This is a genomic window from Treponema sp. OMZ 790 (assembly GCF_024181285.1).
Taxonomy (GTDB): Bacteria; Spirochaetota; Spirochaetia; order Treponematales; family Treponemataceae; genus Treponema_B.
In genome coordinates this window covers 201,336-221,629 of the sequence record NZ_CP051201.1, presented here as the reverse complement: position 1 = coordinate 221,629, position 20,294 = coordinate 201,336, and the positions used below count along the sequence as shown (strand labels likewise).

24 protein-coding genes are annotated in these 20,294 nt (G+C 34.3%); 17 read left to right on the top strand and 7 right to left on the bottom strand.

Annotated elements, in window-relative coordinates:
- Window positions 1-470 precede the first annotated feature (470 nt).
- The 4 genes from E4O01_RS01065 (at window position 471) to E4O01_RS01050 (ending at window position 3,114) form a co-directional block, all read left to right on the top strand.
- Complete coding sequence (locus E4O01_RS01065) at window positions 471-1,376, top strand: leucine-rich repeat domain-containing protein (protein WP_253693387.1); 906 nt, start codon at window positions 471-473, stop codon at window positions 1,374-1,376.
- A 44-nt stretch (window positions 1,377-1,420) separates the two neighbouring features.
- Entirely contained in the window at window positions 1,421-1,684 is a 264-nt protein-coding gene (locus E4O01_RS01060; RefSeq protein WP_253693384.1) for a hypothetical protein, read from the top strand.
- Window positions 1,685-1,861: 177 nt separating this feature from the next.
- A complete protein-coding gene (locus E4O01_RS01055) occupies window positions 1,862-2,548 on the top strand; it encodes a hypothetical protein (RefSeq protein ID WP_253693381.1) in 687 nt (228 codons plus the stop codon).
- Window positions 2,530-3,114 carry a hypothetical protein gene (locus E4O01_RS01050; RefSeq protein ID WP_253693379.1) on the top strand — a complete coding sequence of 195 codons (585 nt, stop codon included), beginning with the start codon at window positions 2,530-2,532 and terminating at the stop codon, window positions 3,112-3,114. Before E4O01_RS01055 ends, E4O01_RS01050 begins: the two co-directional genes overlap by 19 nt.
- A gap of 16 nt (window positions 3,115-3,130) precedes the next feature.
- Here E4O01_RS01050 and E4O01_RS01045 read toward each other — a convergent pair whose 3' ends face one another.
- From E4O01_RS01045 to E4O01_RS01030, 4 genes are all read right to left on the bottom strand, one after another.
- Window positions 3,131-3,310, bottom strand: a complete 180-nt coding sequence (locus tag E4O01_RS01045; protein WP_253693377.1) for a hypothetical protein — start codon at window positions 3,308-3,310, stop codon at window positions 3,131-3,133.
- Between the two features lie 168 nt (window positions 3,311-3,478).
- Window positions 3,479-4,228, bottom strand: coding sequence for a DUF4469 domain-containing protein (locus E4O01_RS01040; protein ID WP_253693373.1), 750 nt, complete (start codon window positions 4,226-4,228; stop codon window positions 3,479-3,481).
- A 150-nt stretch (window positions 4,229-4,378) separates the two neighbouring features.
- Window positions 4,379-5,014, bottom strand: a complete 636-nt coding sequence (locus tag E4O01_RS01035) for an ImmA/IrrE family metallo-endopeptidase (RefSeq protein WP_253693370.1) — start codon at window positions 5,012-5,014, stop codon at window positions 4,379-4,381.
- A 45-nt stretch (window positions 5,015-5,059) separates the two neighbouring features.
- The gene (locus tag E4O01_RS01030) at window positions 5,060-5,431 is read right to left on the bottom strand and encodes a helix-turn-helix domain-containing protein (protein ID WP_253730166.1); all 372 of its coding nucleotides are present in this window, start codon (window positions 5,429-5,431) and stop codon (window positions 5,060-5,062) included.
- A gap of 444 nt (window positions 5,432-5,875) precedes the next feature.
- On the opposite strand from E4O01_RS01030, the gene E4O01_RS01025 reads away from it, so the two are divergent.
- The 6 genes from E4O01_RS01025 (at window position 5,876) to E4O01_RS01000 (ending at window position 12,335) form a co-directional block, all read left to right on the top strand.
- A complete protein-coding gene (locus E4O01_RS01025; protein ID WP_253693364.1) occupies window positions 5,876-8,599 on the top strand; it encodes a sensor histidine kinase in 2,724 nt (907 codons plus the stop codon).
- Window positions 8,596-9,999, top strand: a complete 1,404-nt coding sequence (locus E4O01_RS01020; protein WP_253693361.1) for a hypothetical protein — start codon at window positions 8,596-8,598, stop codon at window positions 9,997-9,999. The genes E4O01_RS01025 and E4O01_RS01020 overlap by 4 nt, the downstream gene beginning before the upstream one ends.
- The gene (locus E4O01_RS01015; RefSeq protein WP_253693358.1) at window positions 9,996-11,021 is read left to right on the top strand and encodes a DNA cytosine methyltransferase; all 1,026 of its coding nucleotides are present in this window, start codon (window positions 9,996-9,998) and stop codon (window positions 11,019-11,021) included. The genes E4O01_RS01020 and E4O01_RS01015 overlap by 4 nt, the downstream gene beginning before the upstream one ends.
- 10 nt (window positions 11,022-11,031) lie before the next feature.
- The gene (locus tag E4O01_RS01010) at window positions 11,032-11,463 is read left to right on the top strand and encodes a very short patch repair endonuclease (protein WP_253686837.1); all 432 of its coding nucleotides are present in this window, start codon (window positions 11,032-11,034) and stop codon (window positions 11,461-11,463) included.
- Between the two features lie 261 nt (window positions 11,464-11,724).
- Entirely contained in the window at window positions 11,725-11,982 is a 258-nt protein-coding gene (locus E4O01_RS01005; protein WP_253693352.1) for a hypothetical protein, read from the top strand.
- Complete coding sequence (locus tag E4O01_RS01000) at window positions 11,979-12,335, top strand: type II toxin-antitoxin system death-on-curing family toxin (protein WP_253693350.1); 357 nt, start codon at window positions 11,979-11,981, stop codon at window positions 12,333-12,335. The genes E4O01_RS01005 and E4O01_RS01000 overlap by 4 nt, the downstream gene beginning before the upstream one ends.
- Window positions 12,336-12,376: 41 nt before the next feature.
- On the opposite strand, the gene E4O01_RS00995 is transcribed toward E4O01_RS01000, so the two are convergent.
- The 3 genes from E4O01_RS00995 to E4O01_RS00985 all read right to left on the bottom strand — a co-directional run bounded on the left by E4O01_RS00995 (window position 12,377) and on the right by E4O01_RS00985 (window position 17,127).
- The gene (locus E4O01_RS00995; protein ID WP_253693348.1) at window positions 12,377-13,126 is read right to left on the bottom strand and encodes an alpha/beta fold hydrolase; all 750 of its coding nucleotides are present in this window, start codon (window positions 13,124-13,126) and stop codon (window positions 12,377-12,379) included.
- 97 nt (window positions 13,127-13,223) lie between these two features.
- Window positions 13,224-15,485 carry a methyl-accepting chemotaxis protein gene (locus E4O01_RS00990; protein WP_253693345.1) on the bottom strand — a complete coding sequence of 754 codons (2,262 nt, stop codon included), beginning with the start codon at window positions 15,483-15,485 and terminating at the stop codon, window positions 13,224-13,226.
- Between the two features lie 151 nt (window positions 15,486-15,636).
- Window positions 15,637-17,127, bottom strand: a complete 1,491-nt coding sequence (locus E4O01_RS00985) for a hypothetical protein (protein ID WP_253693342.1) — start codon at window positions 17,125-17,127, stop codon at window positions 15,637-15,639.
- An 81-nt stretch (window positions 17,128-17,208) separates the two neighbouring features.
- Here E4O01_RS00985 and E4O01_RS00980 point away from each other — a divergent pair, with 81 nt between their 5' ends.
- From E4O01_RS00980 to E4O01_RS14740, 7 genes are all read left to right on the top strand, one after another.
- Window positions 17,209-17,436: a DUF2281 domain-containing protein gene (locus E4O01_RS00980; RefSeq protein WP_253693339.1), complete on the top strand. Its 228-nt coding sequence runs from the start codon at window positions 17,209-17,211 to the stop codon at window positions 17,434-17,436.
- Window positions 17,433-17,795 carry a type II toxin-antitoxin system VapC family toxin gene (locus E4O01_RS00975; RefSeq protein ID WP_253693336.1) on the top strand — a complete coding sequence of 121 codons (363 nt, stop codon included), beginning with the start codon at window positions 17,433-17,435 and terminating at the stop codon, window positions 17,793-17,795. Before E4O01_RS00980 ends, E4O01_RS00975 begins: the two co-directional genes overlap by 4 nt.
- Before the next feature lie 244 nt (window positions 17,796-18,039).
- Window positions 18,040-18,675 carry an SDR family oxidoreductase gene (locus tag E4O01_RS00970; RefSeq protein ID WP_253693333.1) on the top strand — a complete coding sequence of 212 codons (636 nt, stop codon included), beginning with the start codon at window positions 18,040-18,042 and terminating at the stop codon, window positions 18,673-18,675.
- A gap of 73 nt (window positions 18,676-18,748) precedes the next feature.
- Window positions 18,749-19,183 (top strand): Rrf2 family transcriptional regulator, encoded by a 435-nt coding sequence (locus E4O01_RS00965; RefSeq protein ID WP_253693330.1) that lies wholly within the window; start codon window positions 18,749-18,751, stop codon window positions 19,181-19,183.
- Between the two features lie 42 nt (window positions 19,184-19,225).
- Window positions 19,226-19,870 (top strand): class I SAM-dependent methyltransferase, encoded by a 645-nt coding sequence (locus tag E4O01_RS00960; protein ID WP_253693327.1) that lies wholly within the window; start codon window positions 19,226-19,228, stop codon window positions 19,868-19,870.
- Entirely contained in the window at window positions 19,854-20,177 is a 324-nt protein-coding gene (locus E4O01_RS00955; RefSeq protein ID WP_253693325.1) for a hypothetical protein, read from the top strand. Before E4O01_RS00960 ends, E4O01_RS00955 begins: the two co-directional genes overlap by 17 nt.
- Window positions 20,101-20,292 (top strand): GNAT family N-acetyltransferase, encoded by a 192-nt coding sequence (locus E4O01_RS14740; protein WP_371819625.1) that lies wholly within the window; start codon window positions 20,101-20,103, stop codon window positions 20,290-20,292. The genes E4O01_RS00955 and E4O01_RS14740 overlap by 77 nt, the downstream gene beginning before the upstream one ends.
- The last annotated feature ends 2 nt before the right edge of the window (window positions 20,293-20,294 follow it).

Genomic DNA, 20,294 nt, shown 5'->3' with positions numbered 1-20,294 from the left:
CTTGACAAAATAGATATTTTATGCTAAGGTAAGCTCATGCAGAATTTTTTGAGTTTATGCTTTTTTAAAATTTTCTCATTAAATGCTTTAGATAAGGTAAAAAAACGCAGTGATCTTCTAAGCAAAACACTGTGCCATTTTTACCCCCCCCCACGTGTCAAAATGACACAATCAACAAACTAAGTCAAAATCTTTTATATTTTTTTCTCTTTAATACTGTACGCACAAGTCAATTATTTTATTTTGTCTTGTGCGTTTTTTTATATATTTACCGCCTCGAAAGTAAATCAATATTTTTGTTTTACAATTCAGCGAGGCGGGTTAGTTTTGGTTTTTACGGTCAATCTGTACGGAATGACAGACAACTTTTATTTGCAAAAGCCGTCTGTACGGAACCTTTTCGATTATGGATTGAGCGGGGAAATAAGAAAAACTGCAATTAAAAAGATATTGCAAAAAGGAAGGTCGAAATGAAGCAAAAACGATTAGTTTCAATGATTGGAATGTTGGGTTTATTATTTAGTACAGTTGCTTGTTCTAAAAATAATAAAGTTGCATTATCTGATGCATTAGAGAAAAATGATATTGCTGCTATAGAGAAAATTTTTTCTGACATTGATCAGAGTAGTCTTAACAAGTTGACTACTGAAAATCCATCTTCTGTTGGAGATTTTTCCTATAAATTGAATAAAGATGAAAGCGGCATCGTTATAACAGGCTACAATGGTTCCGGCGGATTGGTTATTATACCTTCAGAGATTGAAGGGTATCCTGTTAAACGAATAGATACATTAGCTTTCAGAGAAAATAATGATATAATCTCAGTAATAATTCCTTTTAGTGTTGAAACTATGGGGACAGGGTGTTTTTATGAATGTGATAATCTTACTTCTGTTTTTATACCATCCACTGTTACAACTATAGGCAATAAAGCATTTTTTGGCTGTGATAGTCTATCTGTTTTAAAAATTATGCCTGGTGTAAAAACGATTGGAGAACAGAGTTTTGTAAGATGCAATAGTCTTACAAAGGTTACACTTCCGGAACCGCTTGAAAAAATTTCTACGGCAGCTTTCGGAGAATGTGAAAATTTACTTGAAATTCATCTTGCCGATACTATTAAAGTTATTGAAAAAGGTGCATTTTTAAGATGTAAGAATTTACAATCTGCTAATATTCCTAAAAATATAAAAGATTTTGGTGTTGGATGTTTTAAGGATTGTGTGGAACTATGTAACTTAGAAATACCTGAAGAAATAAAAAAATTGGTTGTTTCCGAGTTTAACAGTAGTTTTGAAGGATGTAAAAAATTACCTATTGCAACAAGAAAGCGTTTAAAGGAACTTGGCTATACAGGAAGGTATAATACGTTTTAAATATTATTGTTTAAATCTTTAAAATATAGGAGAAACTGAAATTTATGGGAAATTTGTTGAACGGAATTGGAGAAGTTATTAAAGGCTTTGGTAAAGCAACCGAATTACAGGAATTGTATGATAACTCTGAACCTTTAAAACATGCTGTTAAAATAACCTTACTTTTGAATTGTATTTCTCAGACTGCTGATAAACAAACATTAGAACATTTAAAGGTTGATTTAAAAATTCATGTTGATGCGTATAAAATAGAATTTGAGAAATTAGGTATCAATATATCTGATTACTTACATTTTGAAGTAAAATAAATAGAAACCTAGCAGCCGCTTCAACCTGATATTGCGGACAAGCTGGAAATGCAGATGGAGCGGTAGTTATATTTACCTGCCTAAAAGTTGGTGGATAAAAGAAGAAATCAAAGCATTATTTCAAAAAAAATAAAAATAATTGCAATGAAAAAACATTTCTAAAAAGGAAGGTTAAAAATGAAAAAAATTATAGGAATTATCTTTGTATTTTCAATCAGTTTAAATTTATTATGGGGAATTATACTCCCCGATGGGACTGATGCTATCATCAAGTATGCAGATAAATATGATAATGGTTCAATTCGCCGTATAGAGCTCTCAGAAGATACAGAATTAAAAACAAAGTCTGGTAAATTTATATTTAAATCCGATAAAATGATAGAGTTTTATGAAAATGGTATGATGAAACAAATTGAACTTGTAAACAACATACAGTTGAAAACTAAAAATGGCGTATTGACATTTGAAAGCGATGAACACATTAAAAATAAAGTAGAATTCTATGAAAATGAAATAGTAAAAACAGGCTGGTTAAAAGATAATCAAATAATAAAAACTAGTATTGGAGATATTAAAACTGATGGAAGAATTAATTTTTATGAAGATGGTAGTATATCATCAGTGAAAATTAAAACAAAAGAAATCAATACTCCTATAGGAAAAATAGAAGCTACAAGGCTTTTTTTTGATAAGAAAGGTTTATTATCAAGTTGTGAAATATTATCAAAGAATGTATCCGCCGGTAAGCACTTCGGACTTGAATTTTTGTCGAATTTTACAGTATATGATAAAATAGAATTTTATGAAAATGGAAAAATTAAGAATTTATTTCTAAAATCCAATAATTGGATAAAACAAATATAGGTAAAATCAAAACGACAAAAGAAGGAGGCCTTTTTGAAGTATATGAAAATGGAAATTTAAAAAAGGCATCTATACAAACACAGATATTCGATACTCCTTTAGGACTCATTCCTTCAGGTAATATAACTTTATATGAATCCGGAAAATTTGAATCAATATTTATGGCAGATGATAAAATAGAATTACCGGAACAGTATTTCATGTATACAGAAGTAAATGAAGATGGATTTGGTCAATCAGAGAGAGTAATACCTGAATGCACATCAATAAATTTTTATGAAAATGGAATAATTAAATTGGCAGAAATTTATTATTCACGCAGCTTTTCAATATGGAATATCAATGCCAATAAGACTTATGCCCTTATAGAGCCATGGTTTTATGAAAATGGTAAACCTCTGGGAGGTAGAATTAAGTATCATTTAAATACTCCTTATTACATTATCTTTAGTCAAGATGGAGAATTTTGGGGCAGAGCCGTCATAGATGAAGTAACAGGTATTTTAAGAAAAGCAACTCAAGATGAATTACAGAAACTGAATTTAGAAACTGAAACTTACTATTAATTTATCTTAGAATTTTTTATCTATGGGAGGTATAAGACATGTCTGATTTTAGTGATAGCATTGCTTTTTCTGACTTAACACTTACAAGTAAACTAATACTACTTTTAGGTTGGTTAATAAAAAGTACCAACGCAGCAAGCAGCAACGCTGCTGCACCTAAACCTAAGAGCTTACCGCTCTTTTCCTTCATTTTCATACAAAAACCTCCTCTGTATGTGTAATTATAGGGTATATAATAACAAAAAGCAAGAGCATTGTTTTAAAAACAAAAAATCCGGCTAATTCCTTTTGCAGATTAGCCGGAAAATTTTCGTCTGTAAAAGATTAAGGCGGAACGGCAAACAGCTTTTCCGCCTTAGCCAACCTATACCGCTTTTAGATAAAAATCCGTTTCCGTAGTACGGAGCTCTTTTACGGTTATCTTGCCGGAAGAAAACTGAGTACAAATACGGATAGCGTATTGTGTATCTTTTTCAAGTTCGGCGGGAACAAAGAATTCCACCAACGAAGGAGTGTTGGTAAAGATGTGTTCCTCTTTTACCTTTATAGGCTCCGAACCGTCTTGAGGTACACAGTATACACCGCAGTCTTCCAATGTACCTAGAATGCGGATTCGGTTTCCCGAAACTCTAAGCGATTTTCCGCAAGTAATAATCTCATTGTCTTTTTGACTAAATAAATCTCTTACCGCATCGATTTGAGGATCGTGCTGCGACTGTACTACAAGCGAAACCGAAAGCTTTTTTAAGCTTTTGTTTACTTCCGCAGAAGGAGTAAAACGCAGGCACAGAGGCGGAGCATCGGCAGGTGTCGGGTTTTTGCCCTTCACTATACCGTCAGCGGCAAGATAGAAAGTACCTATGCCCAGCACATTTACAGCCTTACCTTGTCTAAGCTGCCTCATAATTTCTTCATGCAGCAGCTGTGCACTATGCTGTACCAAATGTGCCGATATGCCCGTATCCCGCTCATCAATCAAGCTTATAAGATTTTCAAGACTGAGCGTCTTATTACTGCGGTGTACCCGCCCATAAAATGATTCTCCCGTTTTATCAAAACGGTTCTTGTACAACACCATACTTACCCGGTGTTCAGGGATTTGAAAATTCATCATAGAATTTCCTCCTTAAAAATTAAATATAGAAAACGATGAGCTATAAAATTTCTTAATACAGCTCTTGACTTTATTTTTAAGGAGTGCTACCATTGTCTTATGCTTAAAAGAGATGGTAACATCCTTAAAAAATAAGCTCAAAGCCGAATGCTATGCTGCCGACTTTGAGCTTATTTTGTGCTTGAACAGCACTGTCTTGATACTAAACAGTATTTTCGCTACACCCTCCTTATATTCTTTTTGTACCGATACGGCATCCTGCTCACTTAAGCCGCATTCGGCCGATAATTCTGCAGTACTCATATTTTGAACAAGACCGCAGACCGACAATAAAAACCTAGCCAGCATATCTGCAATTGCTTCAGGGTCTTCATACTTTGAGCAGATCTCCCCATCCTGCAATTCACTGACGGGTATTTTCAAAATACCGTGCAATATGTAGTGAGCAAGTTCATGTGCCAAAGTCATCCTATCCTGAAAGTTACCCTTACAGGCACCATCATACACATCGGAAGGCACAACAATGGAATGAACCGCTTCATTACTCTGCGGAATAATTTCGGTAAAAGCCTGAATATTCTTGTCTTTTACTTCGCTGATAAACTCGTCCTTTTCAAGCACAATAAATTGAAAATGTTCATCAAACTTTTGCAGTTTCAGCTCTATAAGAGCCAGGACATTTACATACATTGTGTCCGTTTTCAAAATGCAGTGTACAATCACGGCGATTATCAATAAGTCAGCCTCACTGATGCATACCGTTTTTAGTCTTTTTATCTTTTCCAATAAAATTTCTCCTTTCACCGGACATAAGTATGCTGTTCCGATAATTTAGGGTTTCTGCATCATACTCTGCAGTTTTTTACACTTTTCAGTGTCAAAGTTTTTTAATAATCGTGCAAAAACGAGTGCCGTTTCTGCCTGATATTCTTCCATCTCATTAAAATTTAGCTTTAGCTCGCTTGCGGATTTATATTCGGCCTCCTTTAACTCGTTGTACTCCGCATCACTAAGCCCCAATTTTTCCTTTACTTTGTCGGAAAGGTCGTGAGGGATTGCCCTCTTACCTATCTCTATTGCAGATAAGTACGCCGGTGATAATTCCCAATCTAACTTCTCCGACAGTGCTTTAAGCGTAAGCTCATGTTCTACACGAAGCTTCCTTAAAGCCTTACCATACAATGTCATAGCCCCCATACTCATAACTCCTTATGTTTATATAATACACAAAATAAAGAATAAAGTCAACAAATTTACAAAAAAAATCTACAAATTTTGTAGAATTTATACTAATTTTATCTAAAAAAAGACTTCGTTTCAGGTATTTCACTATGGCACCTCGTGTAGTACTGAAACATGTGCCATATTGCAGCCGTAATAGGTGTCCTATTGCAGTACTACACTAGACCGTCTAGTGTAGTGCTGAAACATGTGTCATATTGTAGCTGTAATAGGTCATATATTTCAGCTACAATATGGCATCGATTGCAACCATAAGAGAGCGGCTGGAATGGGGGGGCTAGTGAAACTAAAAAAACGAGCTATATATTCGGTCGCAATATAGAAAAATAAAAGAAAATATAGTAAAATAAAGGAAGATGATTTTTTTCTATAAAATTATAAAATAAAGGGTTTAGAGCTTATTATATGAAAACAAGGAACTGTTTGGTTTTAACACAATATAGAGAGGGCGACGAATACAATGATTTTATTGGGAAATTCTATCATTTTCCTTCAAATAACAAGAAAAATTACCTATCATCATTTCAAGATTTACCTATAGAATTTATTTATTATGAACCGTACAAAAAAGGAGGAGGAGTATTTTACGGTTACGGTAAAATACATAAACCGCCATTTGAAGATAAGACTAATAAAGACTTTTCATTCATAGAAATATCCGAGTATAACACCTTTGCAAATCCTGTAAGTTATAAAAATGCAGCAGGAGAGATTATAGAACAAAAGTATAATCCCGAAACATATAACTATAACAATGCCGTTAGAAAAATTTCTCCTGAGTTTTTGGATAATGTATGCATGGACGGTCAACTTTTGGTGAACTTTAGTGCGGATGCTCACCTGATTAAAGTATTGGGAGAACAACTTATAGGCTCGGAAAAAGTAGGAATATTAGAACTTGTAAAAAACTCTATAGACGCAAATGCATCATATTGTAAAATAAGATTCGAAAAAATACCTAATTTGAAAACAGCGGATTTGACTGAATATAAATATAATGATTTTGAAGGACCTGTCATCATTATCGAAGATGACGGTGACGGTATGGATAAAGATATTATTGAAAACGGATGGTTAAGACCCGCTTCTACCATAAAAACGGAAGTCAAAGAAAAACTGAAAAAAGAACGCGAAAAAGCCGAAAAATCAGGAAAGCTCGCTTCATACAATACAATTGTCGATCAGATATCAAAAGAAAACGGAGGAAGAATTCCATTAGGAGAAAAAGGAGTCGGACGGTTTGCAACACATAGGCTTGGACGAAAATTATTGATAGAAACTAAGACTAAAAATACCGACTTTGCGAATATTCTGTCCGTTAATTGGGATGATTTTGATTCTAAGGATGGAGTACCGAAAGATTTAAACGGAATACCTGTAAAGCTCACGCGACGACAAATTTTTCAAGAAAGCAATAAAATAAAATCATGGACAAAAATTATCATATTCGGCGGTAAAGAAGGCTTTGAATTAACGGAAGATAAAATACGCGATATAAATAAATCCGTTTTGAGATTAAATACACCAAATCCCAACCCTGAGAAAATGAAACCGCCGTTTTCTGCATCGGTGGAGTGCCCGCAAATTGATGATTTGGAGCAAGAAGAGGTATATAAAAAATTCGATCCCATTTTCAGTTTGGATATCTTTGTTAATAAAAACGGTATTGCCGACAACTATACATTGAAATTTAACCCGCCAGCCTGTATACCCCTGCCGAAAGAGAAATGGAGCGATGAAAACTATGATCTTAAAATACCGTCACCTGATTATTGGATGACGAAAGAAAATATATTCCGCTCACCTGAATGCGGTGCATTTTATATGCATTTGGATGTTTGGTACAGAGAAAAACCGTGGATAGACGGTATAGATGCAAAAGAAATGAAAGACTATCTGGCAGAATACGGAGGCATATCAATTTATCGTGATAATGTAATAATTTTCCCAGCCGAATCAGGAACAAAAAACGATTGGCTCAATTTATCACAAAGGCAAATAAAGCAAGCTTTTAGAATTTCATATTATCATATGATCGGTAATATAGAAATAGAACAGTCGGAAAATTTTGAGCTAATTGATAAAACAAATAGAGAGGGGATGCTTGAAAATACCGCTTATTTGGATTTATCCAAATTGGTTGAAACCGTTATTCAAAATATAGTGGAAATAAGATATATATCGGTACGCAATACATACAATGAATTAACGAAAGGACTCATACGTGATCCTCAAAAACTGAAAACCGTTACCGCTGACAGTGCTGCCCTGATAAAAAGTATTAATGATAATTATGAAATTTTAAACGACCCATGGAGTATACTTGAACGATTCGGTAATACCGTTGCAGAGCGCAAAGAAGGCCTTGTAAACCTTGAATCCTCAATAAAAAATTTAAAAAAGAGTATTGAGGTGATAGAAAATATTCAAGAAAAAATAACCGAACAAGCAGGGTTCGGAATAGCAGTGGCGGTTTCCCTGCATGAATTAACCAAGATAGCAAGTAACTTTTACAACGGTATATCATACTTAATAAATACCGGGAATGCGGATAAAATGAAACTTGAAACTTTAAAGGATGCTTCAAATTCTTTAAAATCCGAATTAAAACGTTTAAGTCCTTTAAGAACCATACGAAATGAAAACAGAAGAGAATTCTACCTATCTCAATCAATAAAATATGCCTTAGAAATATATGCTACGGCTTTAAAAAAAGCGGAAGTACAAGTCATCGTTGATTTTGCCGATGATTTTCAAGTATATGCAAGATACTCCACATTTAACCAAATTATGATAAATCTTATAGACAACAGTATCTATTGGATGATGTCAAAAGATATAAAAAAACGAAAAATAAAAATACAGCTGAACAAAGAATATAGAACTCTCATATTTGCCGATTCGGGAATCGGAATCGATGATTCAATACGCCCTTATTTATTTGAACCCGGTTATAGTTTGAAAATTCCACCGAGCGGATTGGGTTTGTATATATGTAAATCATATATGGCTGCCATGAACGGAAAAATATACGAAACCGGAAAAAGCGAAAGAATACCTGATATGCAAGGAGCACAAATAACTATAGACTTTGAAAGAGTTCCGGAAGCAAAGGAGAATGCCAAATGAAAACAATGGTCTGCTATATTGATGACAAAATACCAGTTAGTCAATTTCATGAATATTTTGAAGAGACAAAATTAATTGATCAACAAGTCTTAAGATTTTTATTGAAAAACGATACAACCAATTGGTCGGAAGATGAGAATGTAAAAAGTATAATTGAATCTCTTTTAGAAGACCCCATAGATTGGGAGTGCTATGCATTTACCGCTCCTCAATTTTTTGTAAATCATAGAAACAACGGAAATTATCTTAACCCTGATGTTATCTTGTATGATTGGGATTATAATGATTCACCAAGCTCCGATAGCTCCGAAGTACATTTATTTGAACTATTAAAATCAACACATTCCATCATAATAATATATACCGGAGCGGATAAAAATGATGAACTTATCGATATACTTCAAAAAGAAAAGTTCAAACCTTACGAAGAGAGATTAACTCTTATAGAAAAAGGTCAACCGCTAGATGATAAGAAAAATGCTGAAAAAAGTGTTCATGAAGTCATAGAAGAGGCAAAAAAAAGATTCGAATCCAATTTTTCATATAAATATGCAAAAGAATTACTGTACAATTCAAATAAAAGTTTAAATGAAGTATTATCTGAAATATCCTCATTATCTGTTCAAGAATTTATAAACTCTTTCGGGTATCAGGAAAATAATGAATTTATTATTGAACCGGAAGAATTTGCAGGTATCATTTTTGACAAATATAAACAAAAGCTGATAGAAAATCTCCCTGCTTTAGAAACATCCGCAAATGAGAAGAAAGATATTTATGAAGATATCATAAAAAAAATATGGTCTTATAGATTATATTATAGCTCGAAAAGTAATCAAATCAAACAAGGCGATATAATAAAATATCAAGATGATTTATTTTTGGTTTTTTCCTCAGACTGTCACATGGAAAAATTTTGGTGTAAAAATTACGGTTTTTTAGCTGTAATACCTTTATATAAAATTGACAAAAATGAAAAATGCAAAGATTTATTCGGAGAGCTCACTAAATCGAATCATTTTAGACCTACTTCTTTAACAAATACCCAAGGTATTGAAAATATAGCCGTATTACCTGCAATTCCGATTAATGATAATTTTTTTGATTATATCCTTTGCCCAAAATCGATAAGAACTATAGAAATTTCTCCTCCTTCCGTAAAAGATAAAAATGAACAAAGGAAGATAAAGAATAAGAAAGCACTTGATTATGTCGATACACATGATAGAAATACTATAGCAAAAGTCGTTTCAATTTCCGAAAATTTTAAAAACCAACTCATACAATTCATACAAGACAATATTACGGGTTACGGTTGTCCCGATTTTCCGAAAACACTATCGGACTATTTAAAAAATAAATTCGAACAAGCGATACAAAATGAGGATTCGAAAAAATGACTTTTACGGCTATAGATCTATTTTCCGGGGTCGGGGGATTAACTGAAGGGCTTCGACAAGCGGGTTTCCAAACTAAATATGCATTTGAAATTGATGAGGTTGCATCTCGCTCCTATTCCATGAATCATAAGGAAGTAGAAGTAATAACAAAAGATATTCGCCAAGTTGATATGAACGAAATAAAGGCAAGTTTAAAGGATGAAAAAATTCACTTATTAGCCGGATGTCCGCCATGTCAAGGTTTCAGTGCCATACGTAGACTTAATAAACCCAATCCCGTTGCAGATGATAGAAACAATCTTATCGATGAATATGTTCGTTTCATAAAAGAACTAAATCCATTTACCTTTATGATGGAAAATGTTCCCGGTCTTGCATTATCATCAAATTTTGAACAAGCCGTAAAAGAATTAAAAGATATAGGATATGTTGTATATTATAAAACGGTTAATGTTAAAGATTATGGAGTTCCGCAAAATAGGAAGCGATTGGTAATGGTAGGTTCAAGATTGGGACCTATAGAGATAGCAAAACCGTCCAATAAAAAAGTAACGGTAAAAGAAAAAATAGGCAGTTTACCCAAACCCGAAGAATCCTCCGACAAATTGCATAAAATATATCCTAAACATACAAAAAGAATTCAAGATTTAATCCGAGATATTCCTCATGACGGAGGGAGTAGAAAAGACTTGGGAGAAAGTAGACAATTGGAATGCCATAAAAAAGCGAATGTAGGTTTTAATGATGTTTACGGTAGATTGCGGTGGAACGATTATTCGACAACTATCACAGGAGGATGTTTAAATCCTTCAAAGGGGCGATTTTTACATCCCGAACAAGATCGTTGTATTTCCGCACGTGAAGCGGCATTATTACAATCGTTTCCTAGGAATTATAAATTTCCTACTGATGTACCTATTTCAAAAATAGCGTTGATGATAGGAAACGCTTTACCGCCGCAATTCTGTAAAATACAGGCACTAAATATAAAAAGACATTTAAAGAAGTATTTAAGCAATTGAATTAAAAAATATGGATAAATTTTCTCAAAAAAAACGAAGTGAAATTATGTCTAAAATTTCAGGAAAAGAAACAAAACCTGAAATTTTAGTACGTAAATATCTTTTTGCAAAAGGATTCAGATATCGTAAAAACGTTAAAACTTTACCGGGAAAACCCGATATAGTTTTACCCAAATATAAAACCGTTATTTTTGTCAACGGTTGTTTTTGGCACGGTCATAAAAACTGTAAAAAAGCCGCTCTACCTACAACCAATTTTAATTTCTGGAAAGAAAAAATAGATAAAAACATTATTAGAGATAGGAAAAATATAAGTGATTTAAAAAAAATGGGGTATAATGTGATAGTAGTTTGGCAATGTACTTTAACAATAAAAAGAAGAGATGAAACATTAGAAAAAATAACGGGAGCTTTATTATCATCCATTTCCACTATCGGTTAGAAGCTATTTCAATTTTTATAAATATGGTTTTAGGTTGCTAAAATCTTTGCCCCCTCCCACCTTTCCCTCTTTTGTGCTATACTGTATACATGTCCCAAAAACTTGAACTAACGTGGTACGACAAGGATAAGCAAATAAAACCGGAACTACGTATCTTATCAAAGACGATGCAAATTCTCTGTCGATAAAGGAAATGAAGACTCATAGGTAGTTCAAACAAACAGCAAAATGTGATATAATGGCAATAGGATGGAGGTATCTATGAATGAGGTAATGTTACATCAATATAATTTGCTTTCAAAAGAATTACAGCACTATATTGAATATCTGTTTCTAAAAAATAAAGAATTGAGTAAACAAACGCACGAAGAAAACATGAAAGAAACTCAAGCAGATAACTTATCGGCTACTTCATTATTCGGAACAAAGGCCGAAATCGTTGCGGACAAAACACTTTTTGAAGTTTCCAATAATCTTATAAATAAAAATCTTGAAGCATATAAGGCTCTGGCACAGTGATTTTCTTTACACAACATCAGGTCAAAGAAATACACCGTAGCCTTATCAATGCAACCGGCGGAATAGACGGCATAAGAGATGAGGGTCTTCTCGATTCAGCATTACATTCCCCATTCCAAACATTCAATAGAAAAGAACTCTATGTCGACATTATTGACAAAGCAGCCCAGCTTTGCTATGCACTCATTCAAAATCATCCGTTTATTGACGGTAATAAAAGAATAGGGGTTCATGTAATGCTTATATTTCTTGAACTCAATAATAAAAAAATGATATATACTCAAAAGGACTTAGTAGATTTAGGCTTAGGAATTGCATCAGGTGAGATAACCCGCAATAAAATAAAACAATAGTTTTTAAACAATTCTTAAAACTTAATCCTAAGCAGTTAATTTCACATCCCCACAATCATCTCTTTAAAAAGCTTAGGTTTAAGCAAAACAAGTCCGCCATGTCCGAGCTTAGGCAGAATCTTAAAATCTGTTTGGGGGAAATATTTTTTCATATAGCGGATATCCCAGGAGCGAGCTTTTTCTTCAGTCTCGGCATACCAATAATGAATTTTTGTGGAAAGGCCGGGAATAGGAAAAGGTATCTTATAATTATTGCAGGAATCAAAACTCCTCCATAGAGTCTTTCGGCTGCTGTGCCGCAAAACTTCAGCTGCGTATTCTATGTCTTCTTTGCTATACTCATCCGTAGAAAAAACTCTTGACAACAATCTTACACCGCCTATTCTTCCTATCATCACCATAAGATAATCGCGCAAGGCAATAAAGCGTGTCAAGAGCCAAGGCAGTTCATAAGGTGTAATTCCGCCGTCCATTATGCAGTGATCGATCCTTATTTTTTTCTCCAGAGTCATCAGCAAGGCGATAGAGCCGCCCATAGAACAGCCGTAAACGGAATAAAGGTGTCTGTAGTCATTCTCTTTCATCCATTCAGTCAGTTCCGAAGCAATTTGTTCAACGCTTGTAAAATCACTTTCCCGATCAAAATCATAGCCGGGCAAGGCAGGAACAATTAAGTGATATCGGTCTTCAAGCAAGGGAATGACTTTCTCAAAGTAATCCCATTTTACGCACGAAGGATGAATCAAAAGAATCTTTTCTCCATTCTGCCGGCCGAATTCATGAATTGTCATTTTTTACCCCTATTCTATTTTATTTATTTTTCTATAATTTTCAACCGTTTAACAAAAAATAAAAGCCGTCACCTAAATGATGACGGCCTTAAAAGATTTACACCTTAAATTTATTTACCTCTTTAGATAAATCTTCAATACTCTGTTTGTTTTGTTGAGTTATTTCGCTGACCTCTTGAACGGCATTATTTATCTGCAAAGCTCCGGCAGCCATTTCATTCATACTGTCGGTTATGATACGGGTAAGAGCATCGAGTTTATTCATTTCCTTAGCGACATTCTCTCCTCCGTTCAACATTTCTGCAGAACTTGCGCTTACATGAGTAGTAATGGAATTTATATCTCTTATTGCGGTAAGAACTTCTTTACTTCCATTTTCCTGTTCACGCATTGCTTCAGTCAGTCTTGCACTCATAGCTTTAACTTGTTCCGTCAGATTGAAAATTATGTTAAACTTTTCTTCGGCAGTCTTTGCTGAAGCTGAAAGCATTTCTATTTCGGTGCTTAAAATCTTTAATGTAGCAGTAATCGTCTTTCCTTGAGTACTCGATTCTTCTGCAAGTTTTCTTATCTCATCCGCAACTACGGCAAAACCTTTTCCGGCTTCCCCTGCATGAGCGGCTTCAATAGCAGCGTTCATTGCAAGCAAGTTTGTTTGACTTGCAATATGTTGAATAACACTTGAAGCTTCAAGTAAGCCTCCCGACTCTTCCGCTATTTTTTGCGTTACCGTATTCGCAGATAAAACAGTATCTTTTCCATCAGCGGTAGCATCTGCAAGAGTTTTTATAACTCCATCGGTTTTTTCAAGAGTATCGGTAATCGAAGCTATGTTCGCAACCATTTGTTCAATAGCCGAAGAAGATTCGGTAACACTCGCTGCCTGATTTTCAATGCTTGTATTTAAAGCTTTGATCATCTGAATAATCTGTTCGGTAGTAGAAGCGGTCTCCGTTACGCTTGCACTCTGATTTAAAACTTGTTGTTTTACACTCTCAATGTTTGTGCTTATCTGGTGTATCGCACTTGCCGTTTCGGTCATGTTGCTTGACAATGAACCGCCGACCTCCTGCATAATTTGAGTATTTTTTCCGACAGATTCAATTGCTTTTCCTATTTTAGCAATCGTCTGATTAAAATAATCAGAAAGTTCGGCTATTTCATCGCTTCCTTTTACAGGAAGCCGTACCGTTAAATCTCCTTCGCCTTGCGAAATATTTTTAAGTGCATTGGCCGTAAACTGAAGCGGTTTACTTACGGCTCTTGTAATAAGAACAAACATCAAAATAATAACACCGATAAGTATTCCTATATATTGAATGATTGTCGTTATCAAATTATTTTTTGCACCCTTGGTAAAAGAGTCTATCGAATCCACAGAAACAAAAACCCAATTCTCTTTTACGCCTGATATTTGAACAGGAAGAAAGATGTATTGCGATTTTTTTCCTGAAGTATGAGAGATAAAAACTTTTTCCGAAATTTTATCTTCCTGTACGACGTCAAAGAGTTCTTTAAATTCAGGCCGGCGTTCCAAAATATTTTCCATCACACGGGAAGAATCGGTTCCGTTTGCGATAGTTATACCTTCAGCCGAAAAAGCTTCTTTAAAACTTTCCTTTGAAGTTCCGGGAAACTCTTCAATCGTTTTTTGCAAAAAGCTTACATCTATATCTGCAGTAAAAACACCGATAATCTTTCCCTTATTTGTTATAGGTGCCGCATAAGTAGTAAGAATACGTACACCCTTATTTGTTTTAAATTCAAACGGAGAAATAAGAATATTCCTTTTTGCTTCCATGGGCTTTCTGTACCATTCATTTTTAGAAGAATCATTGATACCTGAAACCGATTCAACTATTATGGAATTATTTTCGGTGCGTTCAACATAAGGAATAAACCTTCCGTCTGCACCATAGAAATCTTGATTTGCAAAAACAGCATCTTTCCCGTCAAAAGCATTAGGTTCAAAAAAAACGCCTACTGCATAAAGGTTAGGACTCTTTTGCAAAACAAGTTTTAAATATTCTACAAGTTTATTTCTATCCCTTTGATTTTCAGGGAGTGATAATTCATATTCAACTAAAGACATCACTCCCATTGAAGTGCGGTCAACATCAACGAATAAAGTTTCAAACTCATTAGCTAAAGCTTTATTTTCTTCCATGGCAATCTGTGTATACCCCGACAAATCTTCGGAATAATGTATAACAGCGTCATAGGCAGCCTTACCGGCAAACACCAAGAATAATACCAGTGATACCGTAAGCGTTAATCTAAAACCTATACCGTGTTTTAAAACCCTACTGTTACTTGCAGTGCTCTCGTGAAGTTGGCTGATACTCTTTTTATCGTTCATATTAAGTCTCCTATAAAATTCTAGTAGCATCTTTTAAAGGCCATGCTAGGTCGAACTTTAGTATAAAATATTCATTTTCATAAAAATTTTCAAGAGATAAAATGAATGTTTTAAAGATTTTTAATATTCGCTTTAAAGCACTGCAGGTAATTTATTTCAATCGCCGCTCAACATATTCCAGATTTTGAATTGCATTACATAGTTCTTTTCCTGCTTGATTTAGCGACCAGTAGTTTGTAAGTAAGTGCATCGAATTACCTGACTGCATTAGTTCAGGAAAAAATCTCCTATATTGCCCGGCTTCATATAGAAAACCGGGATCAAAATCGGCAGGTTTTGCTTCAGGAGCACCGCTGTAATATCTCATTGTGAAAGTTTTGGAAAGTTTATTTGCCGTATTACTAAAATAACGCAATTCGTTCTTTCGCCAAGTTCGAATATCATACAGAACAAAATCGTTTTGAGCATAAACCGTAACGACTTGACTTTGCTCGGTTATCATACCTGTGTATACAATTCCGTTTATGACTTTTGAAACATTTTTGTTTGAAGTATTTACAGGCCCGTATGACTCTTTAACTTTTCCGTAGTTATCGGAAGGAGTAAGAACCAAATCAGCATCCCGAATATCGATAAGATTAAAGATAGAACTCATTCCGCCTCTGGTAAAATTTATTTCGACAATTTCGGGGCCCGATTTTGCGGAAGCAAGTTCGGAACTTATTGCGCGCCTTACTCTGTCTTCTTCATTTTGATTATAAGTATTTTCAGGCATCACAATAACAAGCCTTACTGTAAGACGGCGATTTACTTCTGCAATTTCTCTTGAAGCTATGCCCGGAATTATCTTTTCTGCTTTTTGAAAAGCTTTTTTTGCATGCCGGAATGCAGTATAATCTTTTAACCGCAGATTCTGGCGGCCTTCTTCAATATAAAGATATGCAGCCTTTTCTTTTGCAAACCTGCTTTTTTCCAAAGCCTCCTTATATCCCGGAATCCATGAGTGAGCAAGCATATAATATTCCGAAGCTTGAAGGAGATTATCCGGCCTATTTGTATAAGAAAGAGATTCGGCAGCATTATAGGCTATATCGGCACCCAATGAATTTATTTCGTTATCCAAATGGCGGGAATATTTTTTTGCACGTTTTAAGTTGGCTAATGCCTTTGAAATACTTTTAGAATCGTTTCCCGATGTCCGCGCGATGTGCAGAGCTTCATCATAAAGAGCTTCTGTAGCTTTGGTATAGGCCTTATCTTTTAGATTGCTGTAATCTCGGGCTTCAAAAACCGCAAATTCTCTCTTTCCCCATAAACCTTCGGGATACATTCTTTGAAGAGTTGTAACGCGGACGTAAAGCAGCATCCAATCGGAAATATTATCTGCAACATCGGCATAGTATATCTCATACCGCTCCGCCTTACTAATCATATCCATAATCGATTGCTCAGCTTGAGCCGATTCTTTCTTATAAACCCGTATGTAGTCATCCGATATATTTCCTGCAATAAGAAGATCGGCAGCAGATATAGCTCTTTGAACAGGGGTTGAACCATGAATATACATACTCGCACAGCCTGCCATCACTGCAAGCAGACTCAATAAAATTAAAAATAAAGAAAATAGTTTAACAGTTTTCATGTATATATTATATTAAAAAAAAGAAGATTAGTATACTACCGATAAAAAATGTGATATAATTATGAAGGCAAGGGGTAAAGTATGAGTTACAGTGCATTAGAAAAAGAATTGAAAACACTGCCCGAAGAATACCTTGAATCTGTGGCAGAATATATTGAATTATTAAAGTATAAGATTTCCTTTTTGAATCAAAATCACCTTTCAAAAAAAATTCCTATTATAGGACTTGCAGAGGGGAAATTCTCAACACCCGATGACATAAACGCATATGATGATGAAATAATTGATATGTTCGGGGAATACATATGAAAATCTTATTAGATACACATATTTTAATATGGCTGCACCAAAATGATAAAAGACTTTCTCAAAAAGCTAGAAAAATTATACTAAATCCTCAAAATGACATTTTTTATAGCTCAATAAATATTTGGGAAGCTCAACTTAAACATTTAAAATATCCTGATTCTTTTCAATTTTCAGGAGAACATTTGGATAAACTAAGCCTTAAAGCAAATTTATCTTGCCTATATGTAAAACCAAATCATGTAACTGCACTTGGAACACTTACTTATTCTAAAAAGGCACCAAAAATACATAACGATCCATTTGATCGCATGTTAATTTGCCAAGCAAAGGTAGAAAACATGTTTCTCATGATTCATTGATTCCATATTATGATGAAAATTTTATCATATCCGTGTAATTAATGATTTGGAAATAAAAATAGAACTATATGTGAATCTCAAATCAACAACCCCGACGCAAAGCGTCGGGGTATTAAACCCTCCGCACGAATAAAATATATTAAAAAATTTTAGTTGTAACTATTGACATTACATCAACAAAAGATTATACTATAGCTGTAACAATTATAGTTACAACTATAGTATAAAAACATTGGAGGTTCTAATGAAAAAGATTGCAATTATCGGAGCAAATGGAAAGCAAGGTCAATGCCTCACAAATGAAGCTGTAATGCGGGGCTTTGATGTAACTGCCGTTATCCGTCAGCCTTGCGCTAAAAATGAAAAGGTAAAGGTTCTTCAAAAAGATTTATTTGATTTAAAACCTGAAGATTTGGCAAGCTTTGATGCGGTCATCGATGCCTTTGGCGCGTGGACACCGGAAACTTTTAATCTGCACATCACTTCATTAAGGCATTTATGTGATTGCTTAAAAAACACTAAAACGCGGCTTTTAGTAGTCGGAGGAGCAGCTTGCCTTTACACGGACAAGGAGCATAAAACAATCTTACTTAATGCTCCCGATTTTCCCAAAGAATTCCGGCCCCTGGCACAGGCAGAAACGGATGCTTTTTTTGAATTAAAGGAAAGAAAAGATGTTTTGTGGACTTACTTATCGCCGCCATTGTATTTTAAGGTCGAAGGTGAACGTACCGGAAAATATAAACTTGCAGGTAAAGAGCTCTCTTTCAATTCGCAGGGAGAGAGTACAATAAGCTATGCCGATTATGCCGTTGCTATGATTGATGAAGTAGAAAATGCAAAATTCGTTCAAGATAATTTTTCGGTTGTAAGTTTATAAAAGCTCCATCAGCCGTCCGACCTATTGTATCTTATATAGTTTTAGTATAAACTATATAAGGTTAGGACGGCTTATGCAAATAGGAACAAAATTTTCGGTGTCAATTCATATTCTACTCTGCGTGGAATTCTTTAAAGATAAGTGTAAGGTAACCAGCGATTTTCTTGCCGAAAGCGTAAAGACAAATCCGGTAGTTATACGAAAACTGATGGGCGCGTTAAAAGATGCCGGGCTTATAGAAATTACTCAAGGAACAGGCGGTATCGCATTAAAAAAAAATGCAAACCAAATAACCTTCCTCGATATTTTTAATGCGGTAGAATCCGTAAAAGACGGCAAACTTTTTAAAATACATGATACACCTCCGAACGAATGCCCTGTTGCACAAAGAATAAATTTTTTACTTGACGGCTACTTTATGGACGCTCAAACCGCCCTCGAAAAAAAATTAAATTCATTTACCCTGCAAGCGATTTTAAATAAAATAAAAAACATGCAGATATCTTAATTGTTAATTAATATAAAACCTGTAATCATAAGGAGGAACATAATGCTGGACAATAAAGGTTTTGACCTATGGTCAAATAATTATGACAAACAAGTAGAAATATCCGACGAAGAAAATGTTTATCCGTTTGCCGGCTATAAAAAGGTTCTCGGTACGGTATACGAAAAGATCCGCCATCAAAATGCTAAAGATATTTTAGACATAGGATTCGGTACGGGCATTTTAACAAAAAAACTTTATGACGACGGCTATAATATTTGCGGAATAGACTTTTCAATTGAGATGATCAAAAAAGCAAAACAAAAAATGCCGAATGCAGAACTTTTACAATTTGATTTTGCAGACGGACTCCCGAAAGAATTCGCAGCAAAACAATTCGATGTTATAATCAGCACCTACGCAATTCATCACATAGATGACGAAGCAAAAAAATCATATATTCTCAGGCTGTTAAAATCTTTAAAACCTAAGGGAATTATTATTTTCGGAGATGTCTCATTTGAAACGGAAGAAGATATGGAAGCGGCAAGAAAAAAAGACTATGACCTATGGGACGATGAAGAATATTACTTAATTGCCGAAAGATTTAATTTTTGGTTTCCTCATTTAAAAACGGATTTTATCAAAATATCTTATTGCTCAGGCGTATTTATAATTTATAAGGAGCAAAATGCAGAATTGGATTAAATATCTTATACCTAAAAAACTTTTGGGTAATAAAAATAAAAATATTAAAATCGAAAAATTTAATGAAATTCAACACAAAGATATTATTCCGCAAATATATGCCGATGCCTTTTGCGATAAAGCATGGAAAAGCGATTGGTATAAAATAGACCTCTTTAATCCCGATTCTTGTTTTGTTGCGAAATATAATGAAGAATATGCAGGTTTTATTATTTCATTTATAAAAGAGAATTCGGCTTACATCAAGTGTTATTGCAGTTCTAAAAAAATATCAAAAATACGGTATCGGAATATCTCTTATAAATAGAGTCATAAATTATTTTAAAAATCAGGATTTGGAAATCTATCTTGATGTCGAAGCAAAAAATAAAACGGCAATAAATTGGTACAACAAGTGCGGATTTATTCAAACTATTAAGTAAAA

Bases quoted from the DNA above. Each gene is read 5' to 3' on its own strand.
- E4O01_RS01065 (WP_253693387.1), top strand. From the start codon at position 471: ATGAAGCAAAAACGATTAGTTTCAATGATTGGAATGTTGGGTTTATTA.
- E4O01_RS01060 (WP_253693384.1), top strand. From the start codon at position 1,421: ATGGGAAATTTGTTGAACGGAATTGGAGAAGTTATTAAAGGCTTTGGT.
- E4O01_RS01055 (WP_253693381.1), top strand. From the start codon at position 1,862: ATGAAAAAAATTATAGGAATTATCTTTGTATTTTCAATCAGTTTAAAT.
- E4O01_RS01045 (WP_253693377.1), bottom strand. From the start codon at position 3,310: ATGAAAATGAAGGAAAAGAGCGGTAAGCTCTTAGGTTTAGGTGCAGCA.
- E4O01_RS01040 (WP_253693373.1), bottom strand. From the start codon at position 4,228: ATGATGAATTTTCAAATCCCTGAACACCGGGTAAGTATGGTGTTGTAC.
- E4O01_RS01030 (WP_253730166.1), bottom strand. From the start codon at position 5,431: ATGAGTATGGGGGCTATGACATTGTATGGTAAGGCTTTAAGGAAGCTT.
- E4O01_RS01025 (WP_253693364.1), top strand. From the start codon at position 5,876: ATGAAAACAAGGAACTGTTTGGTTTTAACACAATATAGAGAGGGCGAC.
- E4O01_RS01020 (WP_253693361.1), top strand. From the start codon at position 8,596: ATGAAAACAATGGTCTGCTATATTGATGACAAAATACCAGTTAGTCAA.
- E4O01_RS01015 (WP_253693358.1), top strand. From the start codon at position 9,996: ATGACTTTTACGGCTATAGATCTATTTTCCGGGGTCGGGGGATTAACT.
- E4O01_RS01010 (WP_253686837.1), top strand. From the start codon at position 11,032: ATGGATAAATTTTCTCAAAAAAAACGAAGTGAAATTATGTCTAAAATT.
- E4O01_RS01005 (WP_253693352.1), top strand. From the start codon at position 11,725: ATGAATGAGGTAATGTTACATCAATATAATTTGCTTTCAAAAGAATTA.
- E4O01_RS00995 (WP_253693348.1), bottom strand. From the start codon at position 13,126: ATGACAATTCATGAATTCGGCCGGCAGAATGGAGAAAAGATTCTTTTG.
- E4O01_RS00990 (WP_253693345.1), bottom strand. From the start codon at position 15,485: ATGAACGATAAAAAGAGTATCAGCCAACTTCACGAGAGCACTGCAAGT.
- E4O01_RS00985 (WP_253693342.1), bottom strand. From the start codon at position 17,127: ATGAAAACTGTTAAACTATTTTCTTTATTTTTAATTTTATTGAGTCTG.
- E4O01_RS00980 (WP_253693339.1), top strand. From the start codon at position 17,209: ATGAGTTACAGTGCATTAGAAAAAGAATTGAAAACACTGCCCGAAGAA.
- E4O01_RS00975 (WP_253693336.1), top strand. From the start codon at position 17,433: ATGAAAATCTTATTAGATACACATATTTTAATATGGCTGCACCAAAAT.
- E4O01_RS00970 (WP_253693333.1), top strand. From the start codon at position 18,040: ATGAAAAAGATTGCAATTATCGGAGCAAATGGAAAGCAAGGTCAATGC.
- E4O01_RS00965 (WP_253693330.1), top strand. From the start codon at position 18,749: ATGCAAATAGGAACAAAATTTTCGGTGTCAATTCATATTCTACTCTGC.
- E4O01_RS00960 (WP_253693327.1), top strand. From the start codon at position 19,226: ATGCTGGACAATAAAGGTTTTGACCTATGGTCAAATAATTATGACAAA.
- E4O01_RS00955 (WP_253693325.1), top strand. From the start codon at position 19,854: ATGCAGAATTGGATTAAATATCTTATACCTAAAAAACTTTTGGGTAAT.